Raw genomic sequence first — 22,025 nt, 5'->3', positions numbered from 1 at the left:
CGCCGGGAGCGACCGGGGCCGCCACGGCGGCCCCGGTCGTCACGTCGGTCATCGTCCGGTGAGGGCGAGGAGCCGGTCCAGGCCCTCGTCGAGCTCGTCGAGCGTCAGCGTCAGCACGGGGCGTCCGTGCTCGGCGAGCACGCTCGCGTCGCCGGAGGCCTGCGCCTGGATGAGCTGCCCGAAGGTGAACGGCCGGCCGGGGATCTCGAGGTCCTCGTGCGGCTGACCGAGCAGCTGCAGGAAGACGCCGTTCGGCGTGCCGCCCTTGTGGTACTGCCCGGTCGAGTGCAGGAAGCGCGGGCCCCAGCCGAACGTCACCGGGCGACCGGTGCGGGCGGCGAAGGCCGCGCGCAGCCGCTCGAAGCGGGGCTGGCCGATGCGGTCGAGGTAGGCGTGCACCGCGAGGTACCCGCCGTCGCCGAGCTGCGCGAGCAGCGCGTCGACGGATGCCTCGAGCGAGTCGAGCGCGACGTCCTGCGTGCCGCGGATCTCGATGCACGCGTCGACGGCCACGGGCTCCGCGGCGGGGGCGAGGTCGTCGAGCAGGCCGCGTGCCGCGATCTTCGCGGACTCGACGTCGGGCTGGTCGAACGGGTTGATGCCGAGCAGTCGGCCCGCCACCGCGGTCGCGAACTCCCAGACGAGCAGCTGCGCGCCGAGCGTGCCGGCGACCTCCACCTCGCCGTGCGCGACCTCGCGGGCCTCGCGGGCGGAGCCGACGAGCCGCACGACCTGGAGGTCGGCGACGTCCGCCGCGAGCTCCGGGGCATCCCGCTCGAGCACGACCGGCAGCACACCGACGCCGTCCTTGCCGGTGGACTCGGCGATGAGCTGCTCGGCCCACTCGCCGAGGCCGACGATGTGCGTGCCGTCGGTGACGATGCCGAGCTTGTCGCGCAGCGGCCGGGTGCCGGCGATCGCGGCGGCCAGCATGAGCCCCGGGTTGTCGTCGGCGTCCTCGCTGATCTCGGGCAGGGCGGCGATCGCCTCGTCGAGCAGCTCGCGCACGTCGACGCCCGCGAGCCCGGAGGGCACGATGCCGAAGGCGGTGAGCGCGGAGTAGCGCCCGCCCACGTTGGGGTCGGCGTTGAAGACCCGGTAGCCGGCGGCCCGCGCGTCGCCGTCGAGCGGCGAGCCCGGGTCGGTGACGACGATGATGCGCTCGACGGGGTCGATGCCCGCCTCGCGGTAGGCGGCCTCGAACGCGCGGCGCTGGCTGTCGGTCTCGAGCGTCGAGCCCGACTTCGACGAGACGACGAGCGCCGTCCGCTGCAGGCCGTCGCGCAGGGCGCGGCGCACCTGCCCGGGTTCGGTCGAGTCGAGCACGGTGAGGTTCACGCCCTCGGTGCGGGTGATGACCTCCGGCGCGAGCGACGATCCGCCCATGCCGGCGAGCGCGATGCGGTCGACGCCGCGGAGGCGCAGCTGCTTGCGCAGCGCCTCGATCTCGTCGACGAGCCCGCGGGTCTCGCTGGCGGCCTCGACCCAGCCGAGCCGGATCGACGCCTCGGCCTCCGCGGCCTCGCCCCAGAGCGTGGCGTCGCCCGCGACCAGGCGGCCGGCGACGCCGTCGGCGACGAGCTGCGGCACGAGCCGCTCGATCGCCTCGTGAGCGGCGCCGGACGCCGTGATCGTGAAGGTCATCGCTCCGCTCCCGCCTGGTCCAGGTGGCCCTGCACGGTCTCGACGAGCTCGGCCCACGAGGCGTCGAACTTGTCGAGCCCCTCGGTCTCGAGCAGCTCGACGACCTCGACGTACGAGACGCCGAGCGCGTCGAGCGCGTCGAGCACCGCGTTCGACTCGTCGGCGGTGCCGGTGACGGTGTCGCCCGTGACGCGGCCGTGGTCGGCGAGCGCCTCGAGCGTCTTCTCGGGCATCGTGTTGACCGTCTGCGGGGCGACGAGCTCGGTGACGTACAGCGTGTCGGGCAGCGACGGGTCCTTGACGCCGGTCGACGCCCAGAGCGGCCGCTGCGTGTTGGCGCCGGCCTCGAGCAGCGTCAGCGCGCGCTCGGTCGCGAAGGTCTCCTGCCACGCGCGGTACGCGAGGCGGGCGTTCGCGAGCCCCGCCTTGCCCTTGAGCGCGGACGCCTCGTCGGTGCCGATCGCGTCGAGCCGCTTGTCGATCTCGGCGTCGAGGCGCGACACGAAGAACGAGGCGACGGAGTGGATCTTCGACAGGTCGATGCCTGCCTGCTGCGCGCGCTCGAGACCCGTGAGGTAGGCGTTCATCACGTCGCGGTAGCGGTCGAGCGAGAAGATCAGCGTGACGTTGACGCTGATGCCAGCGCCGATCGTCGCCGCGATCGCCTCGAGGCCCTGCTGCGTCGCGGGGATCTTGATGAGCACGTTCTCGCGCCCGACCCGCTCGTGGAGCATCGCGGCCTGCGCGATCGTGCCCTCGGTGTCGCGCGCGAGGCCGGGCTCGACCTCGATCGAGACGCGGCCGTCGCGGCCGTTCGTCGCGCGGTAGACGGGCTCGAAGAGGTCGCACGCGTCGGCGACGTCCTTCGTCGTGAGCGCGGTGATGACCTGGTCGACGGTCGCGCCCTCGCCCGCGAGCTCGACGACCGCCGCCTCGTACGAGTCGCCGGCGGCGATCGCGTTCGCGAAGATCGTCGGGTTCGTCGTGACGCCGACGACGTTGCGCTCCTCGATGAGGGCGGCGAGCGAGCCGCTCGTGAGCCGCTCGCTCGAGAGGTCGTCGAGCCAGATGCTGACGCCGGCGTCGCTGAGTGCCTTGGTGTTCTCGTTCATGGTGCCTCCTCGCCCGCTCAGCGGGCAGCCTCGATAGATGCGCGAGCAGCCTCGACCACGGCCTCCACCGTGAAGCCGAACTCGCGGAAGAGCGTCTGCCAGTCGGCGCTCGCGCCGAAGTGGTCGATGCCGATGGTGCGGCCGGCGTCGCCGACGATGCCGTGCCAGGTGAGCGCGGAGCCCGCCTCGACCGAGACGCGAGCGCGCACGGCCGCGGGCAGCACCGACTCGCGGTACTCGGCCGGCTGCTCGGCGAACCACTCGAGCGAGGGCGCCGCGACGACGCGGGCGGCGACGCCGTCCGCCTGCAGCTGCTCGCGGGCGGCGAGGGCGAGCTGCACCTCGGAGCCGGTCGCGATGAGCAGCACCTCGGGGGTGCCTCCGGTCGCCTCGGCTAGCACATACGCGCCCTTGGCGACGTTCGACGCGTGCGCGAGCGTGTCGCCCTCGGCCGCACCGTCGCCGCGCTCGAGCACCGGCAGGTTCTGGCGCGTGAGCGCGATGCCGACCGGCTGGTCGCGGCGCTCGAGGATCGTCTTCCACGCCCAGGCGGTCTCGTTGGCGTCCGACGGGCGGACGACCTCGAAGCCGGGGATGGCGCGGAGGGTCGCGAGCTGCTCGATCGGCTGGTGCGTGGGCCCGTCCTCGCCGAGCGCGACGGAGTCGTGCGTCCAGACGTGGATCGGGTGCACGCCCATCAGCGCGGCGAGGCGCAGCGCGGGGCGCTGGTAGTCGCTGAAGATGAGGAACGTGCCGCCGTAGGGGCGGGTCGGGCCGTGCAGCACGATGCCGTTGAGGATCGACGCCATCGCGTGCTCGCGGATGCCGAAGTGCAGCGTGCGGCCGGCGGCGGAGGCGTTCGGCCAGGCCTTCGTCGCGTGCTGCGAGGGCGCGAAGGAGCCCTTGCCCTCGAGCGTCGTGTTGTTCGACTCGGCGAGGTCGGCGGAGCCGCCCCACAGCTCGGGGATGACGTCGGCGAGCGCGTTGAGCACCTTGCCGGACGCCGCGCGGGTCGACACCTCGGTGCCGGCCTCGAAGACCGGGAGCGCGTCCTCGACGCCCTCGGGCAGCGCGCCCGAGAGCAGGCGGTCGAGCAGCGCCTTCTTGTCGGCGTTGGCCTCGGCCCACGCGTCGAAGCGCTCCTGCCAGGCGCTGCGCGCCGCGGCGGCGCGCTCGGCGGCGTTGCCGCGCGTGTACTCGAGCACGGCGTCGTCGACCTGGAACGACTGCTCGGGGTCGAAGCCGAGCACCTCCTTGAGCGCCGCGACCTCCTCGCCGCCGAGCTTCGAGCCGTGGATCTTGCCGGTGCCCTGCTTCTTGGGGGCGGGCCAGCCGATGATGGTCTTGAGGATGATGAGGCTCGGCTTGGCGGTCTCGGCCTGCGCCTGGGCGATCGCGTCGTGCAGCGACTCGACGTCCTCGACGTACTCGGGGGAGGTGGGGTCGTCACCCTGGCGCCACGACACCTCGAGCACCTGCCAGCCGTAGGCCTCGTAGCGGCCCTTGACGTCCTCGGTGAAGGCGATGTTGACGTCGTCCTCGATCGAGATGGCGTTGGAGTCGTAGATCGCGATGAGGCGGCCGAGCTCGTGGTGGCCCGCGAGGGAGCCCGCCTCGCTCGTGACGCCCTCCTGCAGGTCGCCGTCGCCGGCGATCACGTAGGTGTAGTGGTCGAACGGGCTCTCGCCGTCCGGCGTCGAGGGGTCCAGCAGCTCGCGCTCGAAGCGCTGCGCGTAGGCGAAGCCGACGGCGGACGCGAGGCCCTGGCCGAGCGGGCCGGTGGTGATCTCGACGCCCTTGGTGTGGCCGTACTCCGGGTGGCCGGGGGTGAGCGAGCCCCAGGTGCGGAGCGACTCGAGGTCGCCCTTCTCGAGGCCGGAGCCGGTCAGGTAGAGCTGGATGTACTGCGTCAGCGAGGAGTGGCCGACGGAGAGGATGAAGCGGTCGCGGCCCAGCCAGCGGTCGTCGGCCGGGTCGCGGTCCATCACCTTCTGGAACAGCAGGTGCGCGACCGGCGCGAGGCTCATCGCCGTGCCGGGGTGTCCGTTGCCGACCTTCTCGACGGCGTCCGCCGCGAGGACTCTGGCCGTGTCGACGGCCTGCTGGTCGGTGGTGGTCCATTCGAATGCCAAGGAGGCTCCTTCATCTGGCGGCACGGAGCCGCTTGCGGGGCGGACGATTGCGACGCCCCCAGCATAGTGAGGGAGCGCATCCCGCCCCGGCGCGAATCCCGCAGTGTGACGCTGCGCGTCCGATAGGATGGAGGGGCCTCCGGGCCCCCCACACGCTCAGTCGAACGGATACCGCTGCATGTCGAACGCCACCTCGCACGGCGTCGAGAGGCCGCAGGTCGCGGGGGAGCGGGAGCGCTCGCGCGTCGCGGTGAAGGCCGAGGCGTACGTCGCCCTGACGAAGCCGCGGGTCATCGAGCTGCTGCTCGTCACCGCGCTGCCGACGATGTTCCTCGCGGCCGGCGGCGTCCCCCCGATCGGCGCGCTGCTCGCGACGCTCCTGGGCGGCTTCCTGAGCGCCGGCAGCGCCAACGCGTTCAACATGATCCTCGACCGCGACATCGACCGCGTCATGCACCGCACGCAGCGCCGGCCGCTCGTCACCGGCACGCTGTCGGTGACCGAGGCGCGGGTGTTCGCGTGGACGCTCGCGGTCGTCTCGACGCTCGTGCTCGGCCTCTTCGCCAACTGGCTCGCCGCAGCGCTGTCGGTCGCCGCGATCGCCTTCTACGTGCTCGTCTACACGATGCTGCTGAAGCGCCGCACCGAGCAGAACATCGTCTGGGGCGGCATCGCCGGATGCTTCCCGGTCGTGATCGGCTGGGCCGGCGTCACCGGCTCGCTCGACTGGCCCGCGTGGATCCTCTTCACGCTCGTCTTCCTGTGGACGCCCGCGCACTACTGGCCGCTGTCGATGAAGTACCGCGACGACTACCAGGCGGCCGACGTGCCGATGCTCGCGGTCGTGCGCGGCAAGCCGATGGTCGGCATCCAGGTGATCCTCTACGCGTGGGCGTCGCTCGCGTGCACGCTGCTGCTCATCCCGGTCGCGGGCATGGGCCTGCTCTACTCGGGCATCGCGGTGGTCGCGGGCGCCTGGTTCGTCGCCGAGGCGCACGGGCTCTACAGCCGCGCGATCCGCGGCGAGCGCGAGGTGCGCGCGATGCGCGTCTTCCACGCCTCGAACACGTACCTGACGCTCATCTTCCTCGCGGTCGGCATCGACCCGCTGCTGCCCTTCTAGCGGCCGACTCGCGCCGGGCGGCGTGACGTCGATCGGCCTGAGCGCCGAGGCGTGCCGGATGCGGCATCGGCGTCGGGCTCAGCCCGATCGGGCACGCGGCGTCGCAGTGGCCGGCGGCGCGCTGCTCGCCGTCGGCGTCGCCGCTAGACGCGGTCGAGCATCTGCAGCAGGCGGCCCTCGCGGAGCGCCCAGGGGCTCACGTCGAGCTCGCGCACGCCGAACGCGCGCATCGCCTCCGAGAGCACGATGCCGCCGGCGACGATCTGGAACGTGCGGTCCGGCGTGATGCCGGGCAGCGCGGCGCGCGACTTCGCGTCCATGCGCGCGAGCCGCGGCACCCAGTCGTCGAGCTGCGCGCGCGTGAGCACGGCGCGATCGGCGTCGCCGACGCCCGGCAGCAGGTTGCCCGCGAGCCGGGCGAGCGAGCGGATGGTCTTCGACGAGCCGATCACGTGGTCGGGCCGGCCGAAGGGCTTGACCTGCGCGACGGCGTCGTCGAGGACCGCCTTCGCGTAGATGCGCAGCGCGCGCTGGTCGGCGGCGCTCGGCGGATCGGCGTGGAAGAACCCGACGGTGCTGCGGCCCGCGCCGAGCGGCACCGAGATCGCCACGTCGGGCTCCTCGTCGATGCCCGAGGCGATCTCGAGCGAGCCGCCGCCGATGTCGAGCAGCAGGATGCGGCCGGCTGACCAGCCGAACCAGCGCCGGACGGCGAGGAACGTGAGCCTCGCCTCGTCGGCGCCCGAGAGGATGTCGAGCGTCACCTCCGCCTCGCGCTCGATGCGCGCGACGACCTCCTCGCCGTTCGCGGCCTCGCGGAGCGCGCTCGTCGCCATCACGACGAAGTCGTCGAGCTGCTCGCTGCGCGCGATCGCGGCGCACTCGCCGATCGCCGCCAGCAGCGCATCGACGCCCTCGTCGCTGATCGAGCCGTCGTCCTGCAGGTAGCGCATGAGCCGCAGGGTGAGCTTGTGCGAGCGCTGCGGGATCGGCCTGCCGCCCAGCCGCACGTCGACGATGAGCAGGTGCACGGTGTTCGAGCCGATGTCGAGCACGCCGAGGCGCGCGCCGTGCCGGGCGGCGCCGATCGCGCCGTCGATCGGGCGGGTGGAGGTCATGCGCCCGATCCTGCCATCACGCGTCGACGCGGCCCTGCACGACGGCGGCGTCCCGAGCCGCGGGCAGGGCTGCATCCGCCGTGCCCCGCAGCGACAGCACCGTCGCGACCGCGATCGCGGTCGCGACGACCGACAGCACCATGTGGATGCCGACGAGGCCGATCGGCAGGCCGATGCGCGACTGCACGATGCCCACGACGATCTGGACGAGCACCGCGCCGAGCAGCGCGAGCGACCAGCCGAGGTGCCGCCGGGGGCCGCGCGCGGCAGCGGCGACCACGACGGCCACGATGAGCGCGAGCAGCAGGTAGCCGGGCCACGAGTGCACGTGCTGCATGATCGCCGGGTCGAGGCCGTTGCGCGCTGCGCCGCCGTCGCCCGCGTGCGGACCCGAGCCGGTGGTGAGCACGCCGACGAAGACGACGACCGCGAGCACCGCCGTCATCGAGTGCACGAGCGCCGACTGCCAGCGCGGCGCCGTGCGAGCTCCGGGCGTGCCCACGACGATGCGCCACGCGAGCACCGCGGAGACGGCGACGAGCACGACCGAGATGATGAAGTGGATCCCGACCGTGTCGGGACGGAGGGACATCCACACGACGACCGCGCCGATGAGCGCCTGCGCGAGGGTGAGGCCGAGCACGATCGCCGCGAGCACGATGTTCGTGCGACCGGCGGCCTTGCGGATGACGAGCACGAGCATGACGAGCGCGATCGCCACGACGATCCCGCCCCACACGCGGTTGCCGAACTCGATGATGCCGTGGATGCCCTGCGCCGCGACCGGCGTGAAGGAGCCCGGCACGCAGTTCGGCCACTCCGAGCAGCCGAGGCCCGATCCCGTCAGGCGGACGGCACCGCCCGTGCCGACGATGATGATCTGGGACACGAGCGTGGCCCATGCCGCGATGATGAGGCTCCGCGAGCGCTCGAGCAAGATGCACCTCTCATGCCGTTCGCGGTAGGATGTGGGAGAGCCCATCGGCTCCGAACCCCCATGCCGCTGACAGCGGCGAGGCATGTGCGAAGGCCCTACAAGTATGGCTGAGCGCGGCGGTTCGGATTCGCGCGGAATGCCGAGGAGCACCGCCGGGTTGCACACGATGTGGAAGGGGGAGCGATGTCTGACGTCCTGATCGACCGGCCAGAGCTCGAGAGCCTGGGGCAGTACGAGTTCGGGTGGCACGACTCCGACGAGGCTGGAGCCGTCGCCAAGCGAGGGCTCAGCGAAGCGGTGGTCCGCAACATCTCGGAGCTGAAGAGCGAGACCGACTGGATGCTCGAGCGGCGCCTCAAGGGCCTGCAGCTCTTCGAGCGCAAGCCGATGCCCACGTGGGGTGCCGACATCTCCGGCATCGACTTCGACAACATCAAGTACTTCGTGCGGTCGACCGAGCGCCAGGCTCAGACCTGGGAGGACCTGCCCGAGGACATCCGCAGCACGTACGACCGGCTGGGCATCCCGGAGGCCGAGCGCTCTCGCCTCGTCTCCGGCGTCGCCGCGCAGTACGAGTCGGAGGTCGTGTACCACCAGATCCAGGAGGACCTGGAGGCGCAGGGCGTCATCTTCATGGACACCGACACGGCGCTCCGCGAGCACCCGGAGTTCTTCGAGGAGTACTTCGGCACCGTGATCCCGGCCGGCGACAACAAGTTCGCCGCGCTCAACACCGCGGTGTGGTCGGGCGGCTCGTTCGTCTACGTGCCGAAGGGCGTGCACGTCGAGATCCCGCTGCAGGCCTACTTCCGGATCAACACCGAGAACATGGGCCAGTTCGAGCGCACGCTCATCATCGCCGACGAGGGCTCGTACGTGCACTACATCGAGGGCTGCACCGCCCCGATCTACTCGTCCGACTCGCTGCACTCCGCGGTCGTCGAGATCATCGTGAAGAAGAACGCCCGCGTGCGCTACACGACGATCCAGAACTGGTCGAACAACGTCTACAACCTCGTCACGAAGCGCGCCATCGCCGAGGAGGGCGCGACGATGGAGTGGATCGACGGCAACATCGGCTCCAAGGTGACCATGAAGTACCCGTCGATCTACCTCGTGGGCGAGCGCGCGAAGGGCGAGACCCTGTCGGTCGCGTTCGCGGGCCCCGGCCAGCACCAGGACGCCGGCGCGAAGATGATCCACATGGCGCCGTACACGACGTCGTCGATCGTCTCGAAGTCGATCGCGCGCGGCGGCGGCCGAGCCGGCTACCGCGGCGAGGTGCGGGTCGACGCGAACGCGCACCACTCGGCGAACAGCGTCGTCTGCGACGCCCTGCTCGTCGACACGATGTCGCGCTCCGACACGTACCCGGCGATCGACATCCGGGTCGACGACGTGGTGCTCGGCCACGAGGCGACCGTGTCGAAGGTGAGCGAGGAGCAGCTGTTCTACCTCATGTCGCGCGGCCTGGCCGAGACCGAGGCGATGGCGATGATCGTGCGCGGCTTCATCGAGCCGATCGCCCGCGAGCTGCCCATGGAGTACGCGCTCGAGCTCAACAAGCTCATCGAGATGAGCATGGAAGGATCCGTCGGTTGATGACTGCGACAGACACGACCCCCGCCCCCCTGGGCGCCGTGCCCGCGCCGGCCGAGCGCTTCGTCCCGATCCAGACGCGCTCGGAGCGCCCGACGTCGTTCGAGCCCGCCGACTTCGGCGTGCCGACCGGCCGTGAGATCAACTGGAAGCTCTCCGACGTGCGACGCCTCGCGCCGCTGTTCGTCGACGAGGAGACCGAGACCGGCACGCCCGGGATCGAGCACGACGTCGCGGCGCTCGTGAAGCGGGGGCTGCTCGTCGAGTCGACCGGCCTCGACGCCCCGGTGCGCGGCGAGATCTTCCGTCCCGAGGACGTCGTCAGCGCCATCGCGTGGAAGCGCGGCGTCAACGCGCTGCACGTGCGGCTGCCGGAGGGCAGCGAGCAGACCGAGCCGGTCATCGCGCGCCTGCACGGCACGGGCGCCGACCGCCACGCGAACGCGCACATCGTCATCGAGGCCATGCCCGGCTCGATCGGCACCGTCGTGCTGCACCACTCGGGCTCGGCGCGCTACGCGCAGAACGTCGAGATCATCGTCCGCGACGGCGCACGCCTCACGGTCATCTCGGTGCAGGACTGGGAGGACGACACCGTCCACGCCTCGACGCACCAGGCGGTCGTGGGCGAGGGCGCGTTCCTCAAGCACATGGTCGTCTCGTTCGGCGGCGGCGTCGTGCGGGTGAACCCCTCGATGCGCCTCGCGGGCCACCGCGCCGAGGGCGAGATGTACGGCCTGTCGTTCGCCGACGCCGGCCAGCACATCGAGAGCCAGGTGTTCATGTTCCACGAGGGCACCGAGACGCGCGGCAACGTGCTCTACAAGGGGGCCCTGCAGGGCATCGGCGCACGCTCGGTGTGGGTGGGCGACGTGCTCATCGGCCGCGACGCGACCGGCACCGACAGCTACGAGAAGAACCAGAACCTCGTGCTCACCGACGGCGCCCGCGCCGACAGCATCCCGAACCTCGAGATCCAGACGGGCGACATCGCCGGCGCCGGCCACGCATCCGCGACCGGCCGCTTCGACGACGAGCAGCTGTTCTACCTCGAGTCGCGCGGCATCGACGAGGAGCAGGCTCGCCGGCTCGTCGTGATCGGCTTCCTCATGGAGATCGTGCAGAAGATCGGCGTGCCCGAGATCGAGCAGCGCCTCGCCGAGGCGATCGAGGAGGAGCTGCGACGCGGCGCCGGCCTCGCCCCCGCGTCGAAGGCTGGGGCATGACCGCACAGCGCGCCTGCGGGGTGGGCGACGTCGCGGTGAGCGCGGCCATGAAGGTCGAGCTCGACGGCATCGCCATCGCGATCGTGAAGGACTCGTCCGGCGCGATCCACGCGATCGGCGACACCTGCACGCACGGCGAGATCTCGCTCTCGGAGGGCTTCGTCGAGGACGAGGCGATCGAGTGCTGGGCGCACGGCTCGCAGTTCGCGCTCCGCACCGGCAAGCCCATGAACCTCCCGGCCTACGAGCCGGTGCCGGTGTTCCCGGTGATCATCGACGGCGACGACGTGCTCGTCGACGTGCAGAACCCCCTGAAGCAGAATTGACACCGACCCTGCAGTAGCTGCAGCCGAGACTGTTGCGCGGCTTCGGCCGCCGAGGAAGGAAGCGCCATGAGCGTGCTGGACATCAAGGACCTGCAGGTCTCCATCGAGACCGAGCAGGGCAAGAAGGAGATCCTGCGGGGCGTGGACCTGCGGATCGCATCGGGCGAGATCCACGCGGTCATGGGGCCGAACGGCTCCGGCAAGTCGACCCTCGCCTACACGATCGCGGGTCACCCGCGGTACTCCGTCGACGGTGGCTCGATCACCCTCGACGGCGAGGACGTGCTCGAGATGAGCGTCGACGAGCGCGCTCGCGCCGGCCTGTTCCTCGCGATGCAGTACCCGGTCGAGATCCCCGGCGTGACGGTCTCGAACTTCCTGCGCACCGCGAAGACCGCGGTGTCGGGCGAGGCTCCCCGCGTGCGCCAGTGGATCGGCGACGTGCGCACGGCCATGGAGCAGCTGCGCATGGACCCGTCGTTCGGCGAGCGCAACGTGAACGAGGGCTTCTCGGGCGGCGAGAAGAAGCGCCACGAGATCCTGCAGATGGAGCTCCTGCGCCCGCAGTTCGCCGTGCTCGACGAGACCGACTCGGGCCTCGACGTCGACGCGCTGCGCATCGTCTCGGAGGGCGTGAACCGCATCAAGGGCGAGACCGGCCTCGGTGTGCTGCTCATCACGCACTACACGCGCATCCTGCGCTACATCCAGCCCGACTTCGTGCACGTGTTCGTCAACGGGCGCATCGCCGAGCAGGGCGGCCGCGAGCTGGCCGACCGCCTCGAGGACGAGGGCTACGACCGCTACCTGAAGGCCGGCGTCTGATGGCCCTCGTCGAGATCGACGCGACGAAGTTCGACGAGGTCACCGAGGCGCTCAAGGATGTCGTCGACCCCGAGCTCGACGTCAACATCGTCGACCTGGGCCTGGTCTACGACCTCGCCTGGGACGACGAGCAGCGCGCGCTCGTGATCTCGATGACGCTCACCTCGGCGGGCTGCCCGCTCACCGACGTGATCGAGACCGAGATCGCCGAGAAGCTCGACGGCGTCGTGGAGCAGTTCCGCATCAACTGGGTGTGGATGCCGCCGTGGGGTCCGGAGCGGATCACCGAGGACGGCCGCGAGATGATGAGGGCGTTGGGTTTCACGATCTAGCGAACCGCGTGAGCTCGGGGTGAGCTCGAGCTGCAGGACCCGGACGATCCAGTGGATCGTCCGACCCAACGCCGTCGCGAGCGCAAGCGAGCGATCTGGGTTTCACCATCTGGCGAGCGAGCTCTCCCGGCCTCACGGTTGAGAAGATCCCGACCAGCACGAAGGGGACGACCCCAGGGTCGTCCCCTTCTCGCGCATCCAGGGCCCGTTCACCCCGCCCGACTCACCCGCGGCGCCCACGCCCGCTCCGGCTCCGCCACCGACAGCATCGACCAGACGGTGGTGGCGAGCGGCGGGTAGTCGTCGACGATGCGGCGCAGCACGCGGTCGCTGGTCTCGTGGTCCGGGCGCACCGCGGCGGGCAGGAGGATCCGCTCGGCGCGCAGCAGCAGCACGACGATCTCGTCGACGCTCGGCAGCTCGGTCATGAACTCCCAGGGGTCCTCGCCGGCGCGCAGGCGCTCCTCGACGAGCACCGAGCGCTCGTCTGCGGCCTCGGCGCGCAGCACCTCGAGGCTCGCGCGCCTGCGCGGCTCGGGCAGGTGGGCTTCTGGGTGGGGCACCGAGCGGTCAGCGCTCCCGACCCTGGCGCGGCTTCCGCGGCGGACGCTCGTCGGACCCGCGCCCACCGCGGTCACCGCGGTCGCCGCGCGACGGCCGCGCACCCGTGTCGACCTGGATGTCGATCGGCACACCCATGATGCGGGTCTTCGAGAGCTGCTCGAGCTGCGAGCGGTCGAGCTCGGGCAGCTCGACGAGCGTGTGGTCGAAGCGGATCTGGATGCGTCCGAAGTCGTCGCGGCCCAGGCCGCCCTCGTTCGCGAGCGCGCCGACGATCTGCCGCGGCTCGACGCCCTTGCGGCTGCCCACGGCGAGGCGGTACGTCGTCGCATCCGACGGTCCGCGGCGCGAGCGGCGCTCGCCGTCGCCCTCAGCGCGGGCGGGGCGGTCCGGCCGGTCGGGTCGGTCGGCGCGCGACGCTTGCAGCGCGCGGTCGGCGCGCTCGTCGAGCAGCAGCGGCGTCTCGCCCTGCGCGACGACGGCGAGCGCAGCGGCGACGTCCTCCTGCGGCACGTCGTGGTGCTCGACGTAGTGGGCGACGATCTCGCGGAACCGCTCGATCCGGTCGCTCTGCCCGAGCGCGGCGGTGATGGCGTCGTCGAAGCGCGTCAGGCGCGTCGAGTTCACCTCGTCGGCGCTCGGCATCGGCATGACGGCGACCGTGCCGCGGGTCGCCTTCTCGATCTGGCTGAGCATGCGCCGCTCGCGCGCGGTGACGAAGCTGATCGCGTCGCCCGTGCGCCCCGCGCGGCCCGTCCGGCCGATGCGGTGCACGTACGACTCGGTGTCGATCGGCAGGTCGTAGTTGATGACGTGGCTGATGCGCTCGACGTCGAGCCCGCGCGCCGCGACGTCGGTCGCCACGAGCACGTCGAGGTCGCCGGAGCGCAGCTGCTCGATCATCTTCTCGCGCTGCGGCTGCGCGACGTCGCCCGAGATGCCGGCGGCGGCGTAGCCGCGCGCCCGCAGGCGCTCCGCGACCGTCTCGGTCTCGTTGCGCGTGCGGGTGAAGACGATCGCCGCCTCGAACGGCTCGACCTCGAGCACGCGCGTGAGCGCCTCGAGCTTCTGCTGGTACGAGACCATCAGCGCGCGCTGGGTGATGCTCGGCGACGTCGACGCGCTGCCGCGCACCGTGATCTCGACGGGCTCGCGCAGGTGCTGCTGCGAGATCGCGCGGATCTGCCGCGGCATGGTCGCCGAGAAGAGGGCGACCTGCTTCTCGGGCGGCGTCGACTGCAGGATCTGGTCGACGTCCTCGGCGAAGCCCATCCGAAGCATCTCGTCGGCCTCGTCGAGCACGACGTGCGTGAGGCCGGAGAGGTCGAGCGTGCCCTTCGCGAGGTGGTCCATGATGCGGCCGGGGGTGCCGACGATGACGTGCACGCCGCGGCGGAGCGCCGACAGCTGCACGCCGTAGCCCTGGCCGCCGTAGATCGGCAGCACGTGCACGCCGCCGAGGTGCGCCGCGTAGCGCTCGAACGCCTCGCACACCTGCACGGCGAGCTCGCGCGTGGGCGTGAGCACGAGCGCCTGCGGGCTGCGGCGCGCGACGTCGATCGCGGCGAGCACGGGGAGCGCGAACGCGGCCGTCTTGCCCGTGCCGGTCGACGCGAGGCCGATGAGGTCGCGGCCGCCGAGCAGCGGCGGGATGGTCTCGGCCTGGATCGCCGACGGTGTCTCGTAGCCCACGTCGTCGAGGGCCTTCAGGATGGCGGGAGGGAGGCCGAGGCTGGCGAACGTGGTGCGCTCGCCGTCGGGCTCGGAGGCTTGGGTGGGCTGCGCATCGTTCACGTCTGCAAGGGTACGCGGTGCCCCGCGCGCCCGGCGCGCCTCGCGCCGCCGCCGGGTGCAGGATGAGCGGGTGAGCTCGCAGTCGACGACCCGGCGCAACCGCGCATCGGTGCTCGCGGCCGCCCGCACGGCCGGCGACGCGTCGCGCGCGGAGCTCGCCGCGGCGACCGGCCTCAGCGTCGCGACGGTGTCGCGCGCGGTCGTCGCGCTCATCGACGCCGGGCTGCTCGTCGAGCAGAGCGCCGTCGGACCCGCCGGCGGCAGGCCGCTCGGGCGGGTGCGGGTCGACGAGTCGGCCGCCACCGTGCTCGCCGTCGACGTCGCGGACCACCACACGACGCTCGCACTCGTCGACCTCGGCGGCACCGTGCGCTGGAGCGAGCGGCTGGATGCACCGCCCGGCGCTGACGAGCGGCTCGCGCACACGCTGCACGCCATCGAGGCCGCCTGGCACGCGCCGCACGGCCGACGGCGCCCGGTCGCGATCGGCGTCGCGATCCCCGGCCCCGTGCAGGCGGACGGCACGATCGACTTCGCGCCCGCGCTGCACTGGCACGGCATCCACCTCGGCGACCTGCTGCGCCAGCGCCTCGACGCGCCCGTCGCGGTCGGGAACGACGCCAACCTCATCGCCGTGGCCGAGTCGCGCTGGGGCGAGCACCGCGAGGCGACGAGCCTCATGGCGCTCGCCGTCTTCGAGGGCGTCGGCGCCGGCATCGTCGAGCACGGCAGGATCCTCGAGGGCAGCCGCGGCTTCGCCGGGCAGATCGGCCGCATGCTCGTCGGGCCGGACTCGATCGACCGCCTCTACGTCGACTTCGGCGACCTGGAGTCGCAGCTCGGCTCCGCCGGGCTCGTGCGGCGCGCGGCCGCCGACGGCATCGAGCTGCCCGCGGGCGTCGAGCCCTTCGCGGCGGTGTTCGCGCGAGCGGGGGAGCGGTCGCCCGCCGGCGCGTTCGCCCGGCGCGTGCTCGACGAGTTCGCGGTCGCGCTCGCCAACGTGTGCGCGCTGCTCGATCCGGAGGTCATCGTGCTCGCCGGCCGCTTCGCCCCGCTCGCCGACACGGTCGTCCCGGAGCTCGAGCGCCGCCTCACCGGCCGGGTGCTGCACATCCCGAGGCTCGTGCCCGCCTCGGCGGACGGCGAGGGCGCGCTGCTCGGCGCAGCCGCGATCGCGGTCGACGCCTTCGGATCGCTGGAGCGGCTGCTCGACGCGTAGGTCACGATTCGGCCACGGTGCTAGGCGTCGCCGCACGGTCGTGCAACACTGGCCTCACCATTTTTCGCAGTCTGCATGAAAGTGCGGACACGGATGCAAGGAGGCATCGACATGCGACAGCGCGCACTCGGATTCGCGGCTCTGGCGACGGCAACCCTCGTCGTCGCAGGCTGCTCGACCGTCTCGAACGAGCCGGCCCCCAGCGGATCGGACGCAGCAGCGGCCGGCCCCTTCACCATCGGCATCAGCAACGGCTTCGTCGGCTCCGAGTACCGGACGCAGATGGTGGCCGACATCGAGGAGGCCGCCGCGGAGTACCAGGAGGCCGGCACGCTCGAGGAGCTCGTGCTCGAGAACGCCGACACCGACGTCAACGGCCAGATCCAGCAGGTCCGCAACCTCATCAACGCCGGCGTCGACGCGATCATCGCCGACCCCAACTCGGGCTCCGCGCTCGACCAGGTGTTCCAGGAGGCCACGGACCAGGGCATCCTCGTCTTCGCGATCGACCAGGCGGTGACCGCCGAGAGCGTCATCAACGTCGGCATCGACCAGGAGCTGTGGGCCGAGACGAGCGCCGAGTGGCTCGCCGAGAAGGTCGGCGACGGCGGCAGCATCGTCGCGGTCAACGGCATCTCGGGCCACCCCGCCAACGAGGCCCGCTGGGGCGCGGCGCAGGCCGTGTTCGAGGAGGCCGGCATCGAGGTGCTCACCACCGCTGACGGCGGCTGGGACCAGGCCACGGGTCAGCAGGAGATGGGCAACCTGCTCGCCACCTACCCCGACATCGACGGCGTCTGGACGCAGGACGGCATGGCCCTCGGCGTGCTGCAGGCGCTCATCGCCGCCGAGAAGCAGGACGAGATCGTGATGTCGGGCGAGGCCCGCAACGGCTTCCTCCGGCTCTGGAGCGAGCAGGCCGACGGCTTCGAGTCCATCGGCGTCGTGAACCCGCCGGGAACGGGCGCGACCGCGCTGCACATCGCCATGGCGATGCTGCAGGGCGCCGAGCTCGACGAGTCGCAGCTGCAGGACGGCCACAACATCGTGCTGGAGCTCGAGGAGGCCGTGACGGCCGAGAACTTCGACGAGATCTGGGGCGAGGTCGAGAGCCAGCCCGACACCTACGTGCTCGACTCGGTGCTCTCCGCCGAGGACGTCCAGCAGTTCCTGCAGTAGGACCGACGATGACCGAGACCTCGCCGCTCGTGCGCCTCAGCGGCGTGCACAAGCGCTATGGCGGCGTCCGCGCGCTGCGGGGCGCGAGCCTCACCGCAGCGGGCGGCGAGGTCCACGGCCTGCTGGGCCCGAACGGCTCCGGCAAGTCCACCCTCGGCAAGGTGCTGGCCGGATCCGTCCGCCCGGACGAGGCCGAGATCGAGCTCGCGGGGCAGCCGGTGCGCATCGGCTCCCCGCGGGCCGCGGCACGCCTCGGCGTCGCCGCCGTCTACCAGCAGCTCAGCCTCGTGCCAGAGCTCACGGTGGGCGAGAACCTCGTGCTCGGCAGCGAGCCCGCCACCGCGGGCTTCCTGTCGGGGCGCGCCGCCCGCAGGCGGGCGCGGCCCGTGCTCGAGCGGCTCGCGCCGGCGCTCGGCGCCGTCCACGCCGAGCAGCCCGTGCGCGAGCTGACGCCCGGCCAGCAGCAGCTCGTCGAGATCGGCAAGGCACTGCTGCGGGAGCCGCGCATCCTCATCCTCGACGAGGCGACCGCCTCGCTGCACCGCGACCAGGTCGCGGTCGTGTTCGAGATCGTGCGGGAGCTGCGCGATCGCGGCACCGCCGTGCTCTTCGTCTCGCACCGGCTCGACGAGATCACCGAGCTGTGCGACCGCGCGACGATCCTCCGCTCCGGCGAGACGGTCGCCGAGACGGCGATGGCCGGCACGACGCCCGACGAGCTCGTGCGGCTCATGGTCGGCGACGTGCAGGCGGTCGAGCGGGAGCACGGCGAGCGGCCGAGCGGCCGCGTGCGCCTCACCGCTCGCGGCCTCGCCGGCGGCGCGCTGCGCGGCATCGACCTCGAGGCCCGTGCGGGCGAGGTCGTCGGGCTCGGCGGCCTGCAGGGCCAGGGGCAGTCCGAGCTGCTGCTCGCGCTCTTCGGCGCGACCGCCGCCACCGGCGACGTCGAGGTCGACGGCGAGCCCGTGCGGCTCGCCTCGCCGCGCACCGCGGCGGCGCGCGGCATCGCGCTCGTGCCCGGCGACCGCGGCACGCAGGGCACCCTGCCGCCCCGGCCCATCCAGGAGAACCTCGCGATCGCGAGCCTCGGGCGCCGCACCCGCGCGGGCGTCATCTCCGCGCGGCGCGAGCGCACCGCCGCCGAGTCGATGGTCGAGGCGCTCGCCATCAAGATCGGCGGCCTCGGCGACCCGATCTCGAGCCTCTCCGGCGGCAACGCCCAGAAGGTCGTGTTCGGCAAGTGGCTGCTCACGGAGCCCGGCGTCGTGCTGCTCGACGACCCGACGAAGGGCGTCGACGTCGGCGCGAAGGCCGAGATCTACCGCATCATCCGCCGCATGGCCGACGACGGCGCGACCGTCATCATCAACTCGAGCGAGGACCGCGAGCTCGTGACCGTGTGCGACCGCGTGCTCGTGCTGTTCGAGGGCGCCGTGCGCGCCGAGCTCGTCGGCGACGAGATCACCGAGGAGCGGCTCGTGCAGGCGGCGCTCGTCATCGGCGAGGGCGAGCAGGCGCCGGGACAGCAGGCGCCGGGACAGCAGCCCGCCCGCACGCGCGGCGAGACCGCTCCGGACGACACCCACGAGGGAACCCCGTGACCCAGACACCCACCGTCGCAGCCATCGAGGAGCGCCGGCCGCTGACCGAGCGGCTCGGCCGCGTGCGCGTCGCCTCGTGGGCGACCGCCGCGCTGCTGATCGTCGCCGTGGTCGCGGCCGTCGCGCTGCAGCCCAACCTGCTCAGCCCCTACGGCGTCGCCTCGACGTTCGCGACCTTCCTGCCGCTCGTGCTCGTCGCGGTCGCCCAGGCGATCGTGGTGATCGGCGGGGGCCTCGACCTCTCCGCCGGCGCGATCGTCGCGCTCTCGAGCGTCGTCGCCGTGCAGGTGATGCAGGGCGAGGCGGGCAGCGTGCCGCTCGGCTTCCTCACCGCGATCGGCGTCGGCCTCGCGTGCGGCATCGTCAACGGCCTCGTGGTCAGCCGCCTGCGCCTGCAGCCGCTCATCGCGACGTTCGCGACCGCATCCGTCTTCTCCGGGCTGGCGCTGCTCGTGCTGCCCTCGCCGGGCGGCACCGTGCCCGCCATCATCACCGGCACCTTCCGCCAGGCCGTCGGCGGCGTGCCCGTCTCGGTGCTGCTCGTCGTCGCGGTCGCTGCCGGCTGGCTCGTCGTGCGGCACCTGCGCATCATGCGGCACATCCGCGCCACCGGCGGCGGACCCGCTGCCGCCTTCGCGTCGCTCGTGCCCGTCGCGGGCGCGCAGCTCGCGTCGTACGCGATCTGCGGCGTCATCTGCGGCCTCGCCGGCCTCGCCGTGCTCGGCAACTCCGGCTCGGGCGACCCCTTCATCGGCGGGGACCTCGCGCTCAACAGCGTCGCGGCCGTCGTCGTCGGCGGGATCGCGCTGCGCGGCGGCATCGGCTCACCCATCGGGGCGATCGCGGGCGCGATCACGCTCTCGCTCGCTTCGACGATCCTCTTCGCGCTGAGCCTGCCCACCTCGTGGCGCGCGCTCGCCGCGGGCCTCGTCGTCATCCTCGCGCTCGCGCTGAGCGCGCTCGGTGCACCGAGGCGGCAGCGATGAAGCCCACGACCGCGACCCGCGCGCGCACCCTGCTGCGGGACCCCGTCGTCATCGCCGCGGTCATCGCGATCCTGCTCGTCGTCGTCGGAGGCATCCTCAAGCCCGGCTTCGCCTCGCCCGACCAGATCGTGAACATGCTCCGCGTGGCGTCGTTCCTCGGCATCATCGCGATCGGCCAGACCATCGTCGTGCTCTCCGGCGGCGAGGGCATCGACCTCTCGGTCGGCACCGTCGCGACGCTCGGCGCGATCCTCGCGAGCCGCACCATGAACGGGTCGGATGCGCTGCTCGTCCCGGGCATCCTGCTCGCGGTCGGCGTCGCCGCCCTCATCGGCCTCGCGAACGGCCTCGGCATCGTGCTGCTGCGCATCCCGCCGTTCGTCATGACGCTCGGCATGCTCGGCGTGGTCGGCGGGCTCATCCTCGTCGTCACCGGCGGCGTCGCCGACGGCCGCGCCGCCCCCTCGCTCGTGCAGCTCGTGAACGGCCGCGACGTGCTCGGCATCCCCGGCATCCTGCTCGTCTGGGCGCTGCTCGCCGTCGTCGTGACGCTCGTGCTGCGGCGCACCACGTTCGGCATGCAGCTCTACGCGACCGGCTCCGGCCGCGAGGCCGCCCGGCTCTCGGGCGTGCCCGTCGGCCGGGTCACCGTGACCGCCTACGTGCTGAGCTCGATCTTCGCCGCGCTCGGCGGCATCGCGATGGTCGGCTACTCGCAGCAGGTCTTCCTGAACCTCGCGAACGACCTGACCCTGCCGTCGATCGCCGCCGTCGTGATCGGCGGGACGCTCGTCGCCGGCGGCGTCGGCGGCTACCTCGGCAGCGCGATCGGAGCGATCGTGCTGACCGTGCTCACCAGCCTCCTGACGACGCTCAGCATGCCCGAATGGGCGCGCATCGTCGTGCAGGGCGTCGTGCTCATCGCGCTGCTGGCGGTCTACGGCCGCCAGCGCAAGCTGCGCACCTGATCCGCAGCCCCTGCTGCACCCCGTGATCGAGAGGATCCCCACCATGGCTCAGCGCTCCGTGCTCGGCGTCGGCATCATCGGCGCCGGCTTCATCGGCGAGTTCCACGTGCGCTCGTGGACCGGCGTGCGCGACGCCGACGTCGTCGCCGTCGCCTCGCGCACCCGCGAGAGCGCCTCGCGGCTCGCGACCATCGCCGAGGAGATCGGCGTCGGCACCGACGTGACCGCGCACGACGACGTGCGCGCGCTCGTCCGGGACGACCGGGTCGACGCCGTCTGGGTGCTCACCCCGAACGACTCCCGCCTCGAGGTCATCCGCGCGATCGTCGAGGAGGTGCAGGGCGGCGCGGCGCTCACCGGCATCGCCATCGAGAAGCCGCTCGGCCGCACCGTGGCCGAGGCGCGGGAGATCCTCCAGCTCGTCGAGTCGGCGGGCCTGCTGCACGCCTACCTCGAGAACCAGGTCTACTCGCCCGCGATCACGCGCGCCCACGAGCTCGTCTGGCGTCGCGGCGCGAGCGAGGCCGGCACGCCCTACCTCGCGCGCTGCGCCGAGGAGCACTCGGGCCCGCACAAGGCGTGGTTCTGGGACGGCGCCAAGCAGGGCGGCGGCGTGCTGAGCGACATGATGTGCCACTCGGTCGAGGCGGGCAGGTACCTGCTCACCCCGCCGGGGGTCGATCCGGCCGACTGGCTCACGCCCGTCTCGGTGACCGCGAGCATCCAGTCGCTCAAGTGGGGCCGACCGGCGTACGCCGAGCAGCTGCTCGAGCTCTACCCCGGCGCCCCCGACTACCGCGAGCGTCCGAGCGAGGACTACGCCCGCGCCGCGTGGGAGTTCGTGAACGGCGACGGCGAGACGGTCATCGCCGAGGGCACCACCTCGTGGAGCTACGTCGGCGCGGGGCTGCGGCTCTCGTTCGAGCTGCTCGGCCCCGAGTACTCGATGCAGTCCGACACGTCGTCGACCGAGTCGAAGGTGTTCCTGTCGCGCGCCATCGGCCAGGGCGTCGGCGAGGACATGCTCGAGAAGCAGAACGCCGAGCAGGGCCTCATGCCGGTCGTCGCCGACGAGGCGGCCACCTACGGCTACACCGGCGAGAACCGCCACGTCGCGGCGTGCTTCCTGCGCGGCGAGCAGCCGATGGAGTCGCTGCGGAACGGCGTGGCCGTGGCCGAGCTGCTCATGGCCGCCTACCAGTCGGCGCAGACGGGGCAGACGGTGCGCTGGCCCGTCGACCTCACCGACTTCGTGCCGGACGTCGCCCAGGGCACCTGGAACCCGCGCCGCTGATCGCAGCAGCGAGCACGACGAAGGCCCGCGCGCGAGCGCGGGCCTTCGT

The 22,025-nt window shown here is 72.3% G+C and carries 19 protein-coding genes; 12 read left to right on the top strand and 7 right to left on the bottom strand.

Translation table 11 applies throughout. The annotated features are described in order from the left end of the window. Positions 1 to 48: 48 nt before the first annotated feature. The 3 genes from EDD26_RS11990 to tkt are packed head-to-tail and all read right to left on the bottom strand — an operon-like array spanning position 49 to position 4,888. Positions 49 to 1,644 carry a glucose-6-phosphate isomerase gene (locus tag EDD26_RS11990; RefSeq protein WP_123697922.1) on the bottom strand — a complete coding sequence of 532 codons (1,596 nt, stop codon included), beginning with the start codon at positions 1,642 to 1,644 and terminating at the stop codon, positions 49 to 51. Beyond that, positions 1,641 to 2,756, bottom strand: coding sequence for a transaldolase (gene tal, locus EDD26_RS11985; protein WP_123697921.1), 1,116 nt, complete (start codon positions 2,754 to 2,756; stop codon positions 1,641 to 1,643). The genes EDD26_RS11990 and tal overlap by 4 nt, the downstream gene beginning before the upstream one ends. A 17-nt stretch (positions 2,757 to 2,773) precedes the next feature. Further along, positions 2,774 to 4,888, bottom strand: coding sequence for a transketolase (tkt, locus tag EDD26_RS11980; RefSeq protein WP_123697920.1), 2,115 nt, complete (start codon positions 4,886 to 4,888; stop codon positions 2,774 to 2,776). A 178-nt stretch (positions 4,889 to 5,066) separates the two neighbouring features. Between tkt and EDD26_RS11975 the strand changes: the two genes are divergently transcribed. Next, the gene (locus EDD26_RS11975; RefSeq protein ID WP_123697919.1) at positions 5,067 to 6,011 is read left to right on the top strand and encodes a heme o synthase; all 945 of its coding nucleotides are present in this window, start codon (positions 5,067 to 5,069) and stop codon (positions 6,009 to 6,011) included. A gap of 143 nt (positions 6,012 to 6,154) precedes the next feature. Here the strand turns inward: EDD26_RS11975 and EDD26_RS11970 are convergent, their stop codons facing one another. Beyond that, positions 6,155 to 7,129: a Ppx/GppA phosphatase family protein gene (locus EDD26_RS11970; RefSeq protein ID WP_123697918.1), complete on the bottom strand. Its 975-nt coding sequence runs from the start codon at positions 7,127 to 7,129 to the stop codon at positions 6,155 to 6,157. Between the two features lie 16 nt (positions 7,130 to 7,145). Beyond that, on the bottom strand, positions 7,146 to 8,066 hold the full coding sequence (locus EDD26_RS11965) for a COX15/CtaA family protein (RefSeq protein ID WP_170165633.1): 921 nt from the start codon (positions 8,064 to 8,066) through the stop codon (positions 7,146 to 7,148). A 183-nt stretch (positions 8,067 to 8,249) separates the two neighbouring features. On the opposite strand from EDD26_RS11965, the gene sufB reads away from it, so the two are divergent. From sufB to EDD26_RS11940, 5 genes are all read left to right on the top strand, one after another. Then, positions 8,250 to 9,668: a Fe-S cluster assembly protein SufB gene (gene sufB, locus EDD26_RS11960; RefSeq protein WP_123697916.1), complete on the top strand. Its 1,419-nt coding sequence runs from the start codon at positions 8,250 to 8,252 to the stop codon at positions 9,666 to 9,668. Then, on the top strand, positions 9,668 to 10,891 hold the full coding sequence (sufD, locus tag EDD26_RS11955) for a Fe-S cluster assembly protein SufD (protein WP_123697915.1): 1,224 nt from the start codon (positions 9,668 to 9,670) through the stop codon (positions 10,889 to 10,891). Before sufB ends, sufD begins: the two co-directional genes overlap by 1 nt. Then, a complete protein-coding gene (locus EDD26_RS11950) occupies positions 10,888 to 11,217 on the top strand; it encodes a non-heme iron oxygenase ferredoxin subunit (RefSeq protein ID WP_123697914.1) in 330 nt (109 codons plus the stop codon). Before sufD ends, EDD26_RS11950 begins: the two co-directional genes overlap by 4 nt. 66 nt (positions 11,218 to 11,283) lie before the next feature. Next, positions 11,284 to 12,042: a Fe-S cluster assembly ATPase SufC gene (gene sufC, locus EDD26_RS11945; RefSeq protein WP_123697913.1), complete on the top strand. Its 759-nt coding sequence runs from the start codon at positions 11,284 to 11,286 to the stop codon at positions 12,040 to 12,042. Then, the gene (locus EDD26_RS11940; RefSeq protein WP_123697912.1) at positions 12,042 to 12,374 is read left to right on the top strand and encodes a metal-sulfur cluster assembly factor; all 333 of its coding nucleotides are present in this window, start codon (positions 12,042 to 12,044) and stop codon (positions 12,372 to 12,374) included. Before sufC ends, EDD26_RS11940 begins: the two co-directional genes overlap by 1 nt. A gap of 209 nt (positions 12,375 to 12,583) precedes the next feature. Here EDD26_RS11940 and EDD26_RS11935 read toward each other — a convergent pair whose 3' ends face one another. Further along, a complete protein-coding gene (locus EDD26_RS11935; protein ID WP_245989894.1) occupies positions 12,584 to 12,937 on the bottom strand; it encodes a tryptophan synthase subunit alpha in 354 nt (117 codons plus the stop codon). A 7-nt stretch (positions 12,938 to 12,944) separates the two neighbouring features. Then, the gene (locus tag EDD26_RS11930) at positions 12,945 to 14,729 is read right to left on the bottom strand and encodes a DEAD/DEAH box helicase (protein WP_123698578.1); all 1,785 of its coding nucleotides are present in this window, start codon (positions 14,727 to 14,729) and stop codon (positions 12,945 to 12,947) included. A 70-nt stretch (positions 14,730 to 14,799) separates the two neighbouring features. On the opposite strand from EDD26_RS11930, the gene EDD26_RS11925 reads away from it, so the two are divergent. The 6 genes from EDD26_RS11925 to EDD26_RS11900 all read left to right on the top strand — a co-directional run bounded on the left by EDD26_RS11925 (position 14,800) and on the right by EDD26_RS11900 (position 21,976). Then, on the top strand, positions 14,800 to 15,948 hold the full coding sequence (locus tag EDD26_RS11925) for an ROK family transcriptional regulator (protein ID WP_170165632.1): 1,149 nt from the start codon (positions 14,800 to 14,802) through the stop codon (positions 15,946 to 15,948). Between the two features lie 111 nt (positions 15,949 to 16,059). Continuing rightward, complete coding sequence (locus EDD26_RS11920; RefSeq protein WP_211333860.1) at positions 16,060 to 17,127, top strand: substrate-binding domain-containing protein; 1,068 nt, start codon at positions 16,060 to 16,062, stop codon at positions 17,125 to 17,127. Positions 17,128 to 17,135: 8 nt separating this feature from the next. Further along, positions 17,136 to 18,728, top strand: coding sequence for a sugar ABC transporter ATP-binding protein (locus tag EDD26_RS11915; RefSeq protein ID WP_123697909.1), 1,593 nt, complete (start codon positions 17,136 to 17,138; stop codon positions 18,726 to 18,728). Beyond that, the gene (locus EDD26_RS11910; protein WP_170165631.1) at positions 18,725 to 19,714 is read left to right on the top strand and encodes an ABC transporter permease; all 990 of its coding nucleotides are present in this window, start codon (positions 18,725 to 18,727) and stop codon (positions 19,712 to 19,714) included. The genes EDD26_RS11915 and EDD26_RS11910 overlap by 4 nt, the downstream gene beginning before the upstream one ends. Next, positions 19,711 to 20,682, top strand: coding sequence for an ABC transporter permease (locus EDD26_RS11905; RefSeq protein WP_123697907.1), 972 nt, complete (start codon positions 19,711 to 19,713; stop codon positions 20,680 to 20,682). The genes EDD26_RS11910 and EDD26_RS11905 overlap by 4 nt, the downstream gene beginning before the upstream one ends. Before the next feature lie 43 nt (positions 20,683 to 20,725). Beyond that, positions 20,726 to 21,976 carry a Gfo/Idh/MocA family protein gene (locus tag EDD26_RS11900; protein WP_123697906.1) on the top strand — a complete coding sequence of 417 codons (1,251 nt, stop codon included), beginning with the start codon at positions 20,726 to 20,728 and terminating at the stop codon, positions 21,974 to 21,976. Positions 21,977 to 22,025: the final 49 nt, after the last annotated feature.

Origin of the sequence: Agrococcus jenensis (assembly GCF_003752465.1) — a bacterium.
Taxonomy (GTDB): Bacteria; Actinomycetota; Actinomycetes; order Actinomycetales; family Microbacteriaceae; genus Agrococcus; species Agrococcus jenensis.
Note: the sequence above shows the minus strand (reverse complement) of the source record. Positions and strands in the feature narration are given on the sequence as shown.